Annotated in this window: 1 protein-coding gene and 1 rRNA gene (1 of these 2 cut by a window edge); one reads left to right on the plus strand and one right to left on the minus strand. The window is 52.3% G+C overall.

The annotated features are described in order from the left end of the window. Positions 1 to 188: 188 nt before the first annotated feature. Positions 189 to 1,733: ribosomal RNA gene (locus CIG75_RS19920) — 16S ribosomal RNA — on the minus strand. 483 nt (positions 1,734 to 2,216) lie between these two features. On the opposite strand from CIG75_RS19920, the gene CIG75_RS19925 reads away from it, so the two are divergent. Continuing rightward, on the plus strand, positions 2,217 to 2,500 hold the 5' portion of the coding sequence (locus CIG75_RS19925; protein ID WP_094238184.1) for an ATP-dependent nuclease. The gene runs 1,453 nt beyond the window's last position; the window shows 284 of its 1,737 coding nt (coding positions 1-284); the start codon lies at positions 2,217 to 2,219; its stop codon lies off the right edge, out of view.

Consider the following 2,500-nt stretch of genomic DNA (forward strand, 5'->3'; position numbering starts at 1 on the left):
AAGTTATTGCATACGAAATGCTGCATTTCTTCATGTCTTGACTCACAATTTCGCTATCCAGTTTTCAAGGAACACGTTTGGGAAAGAAAAACCCTTACGGGCTTGATCCCCCAAAACTAAACGAGTTGTCAGAGATGATGCGAGTTTGATAAAGCTTGTTTTATGGTCGTTAGACCGTAAATCCTTAGAAAGGAGGTGATCCAGCCGCACCTTCCGATACGGCTACCTTGTTACGACTTCACCCCAGTCATCGACCCCACCTTAGACGGCTGGCTCCTTACGGTTACCTCACCGGCTTCGGGTGTTGCCAACTCCCATGGTGTGACGGGCGGTGTGTACAAGGCCCGGGAACGAATTCACCGCGGCATGCTGATCCGCGATTACTAGCAATTCCAGCTTCATGCAGGCGAGTTGCAGCCTGCAATCCGAACTGTGAGCGGCTTTTTGGGATTGGCTCCGCCTCGCGGCCTCGCAACCCTTTGTACCGCCCATTGTAGCACGTGTGTAGCCCAAGACATAAGGGGCATGATGATTTGACGTCATCCCCGCCTTCCTCCGGTTTGTCACCGGCAGTCAATTGTGAGTGCCCAACTGAATGATGGCAACACAATTTAGGGGTTGCGCTCGTTGCGGGACTTAACCCAACATCTCACGACACGAGCTGACGACAACCATGCACCACCTGTCACCGCTGCCCCGAAGGGAAGGTCTATCTCTAAACCGGTCAGCGGGATGTCAAGTCTTGGTAAGGTTCTTCGCGTTGCTTCGAATTAAACCACATGCTCCACTGCTTGTGCGGGCCCCCGTCAATTCCTTTGAGTTTCAGTCTTGCGACCGTACTCCCCAGGCGGAGTGCTTAATGCGTTAGCTTCGGCACTGAGGGTGGTACCCCCCAACACCTAGCACTCATCGTTTACGGCGTGGACTACCAGGGTATCTAATCCTGTTTGCTCCCCACGCTTTCGCGCCTCAGCGTCAGAAATCGGCCAGCAAGGCGCCTTCGCCACAGGTGTTCCTCCACATCTCTACGCATTTCACCGCTACACGTGGAATTCCCCTTGCCTCTCCGATCCTCAAGCCATCCCGTATCCAAGGCAGTCCCAAGGTTGAGCCTTGGGCTTTCACCCCGGACGCAGATGGCCGCCTGCGCGCGCTTTACGCCCAGTGATTCCGGACAACGCTTGCCCCCTACGTATTACCGCGGCTGCTGGCACGTAGTTAGCCGGGGCTTCCTCCTCTGTTACCGTCAGGGTGTGAGCATTCTCTTCTCACACTTGTTCTTCACAGAAGACAGAATTTTACAACCCGAAGGCCTTCATCATTCACGCGGCGTTGCTCCATCAGGCTTGCGCCCATTGTGGAAGATTCCCTACTGCTGCCTCCCGTAGGAGTCTGGGCCGTGTCTCAGTCCCAGTGTGGCCGATCACCCTCTCAGGTCGGCTACGCATCGTCGCCTTGGTGAGCCGTTACCTCACCAACTAGCTAATGCGCCGCGGGCTCATCCGACAGTGAAGCGAAAGCTTCTTTCTCGATCCCCTCATGCGAGGGGATCGCTTATCCGGTATTAGCACTCGTTTCCAAGCGTTATCCCAGTCTGTCGGGCAGATTGCCCACGTGTTACTCACCCGTCCGCCGCTAACCTTTGGGAGCAAGCTCCCTCCAGTCCGCTCGACTTGCATGTATTAGGCACGCCGCCAGCGTTCGTCCTGAGCCAGGATCAAACTCTCAATAAAAGTTGAAAAAGTTTGTATCTTGACTCGCATCAGATCTCTGTAACACTCGTTTAGTTTTCAAGGATCAATCGGTTTGTTTCTCGCGTCAACCGCTTGCCTCTCGCGGCGACAAGAGCTATCTTATCATGGCTGGATGGCATGTCTCAACTCGACTTTTCATCATTTTGGAAGAATACTAAACAAATTTCATCGATTTCTCAATTCAGCACGGACAATCTACATTTTTTGTTTTCTTGCTTGATTATCCTACCCAACGTTGTCGATTCATATCGGTTCCCTCGTCTAAGAGCCTCTTCCCTGTCCAGCAAACATCAAGTTACTGCTCTGCACTTCCGCACTGCTATCCAGTTTTCAATCCACGCCATTTGAACAGTTACTCGCCAAAAACTCTTACCGCCCACTCGATATTTGCTAACACTCCGATTTTTCTACACAGATCTTGGCGATACTACTTCTATCAACACCACTTAGGAGGTTCTACTTATGACACGCCCACGCCTCAGCAAACTGATCATTAAAAACTTCCGCAGTATCGGGCAGACACCCGTCGAAATCGAACTGGATGATATCGTCGTGCTCGTCGGTCCCAACAACGCTGGAAAAAGTTCGATCCTTCGCGCCTATGAAGTCGTCATGTCGGAGGGCTCCCAAGCGGGCAAATTGAGCCGAGATGATTTTCCAAATGGGGAGATCCATTCGGATTCCCTGCCTGAGATCGAGTTGCATACTATCGTTTACAACGACTTGCCTGGGGAACGCTGGATTCA

The organism is Tumebacillus algifaecis (assembly GCF_002243515.1).
GTDB classification, from domain to species: Bacteria; Bacillota; Bacilli; order Tumebacillales; family Tumebacillaceae; genus Tumebacillus_A; species Tumebacillus_A algifaecis.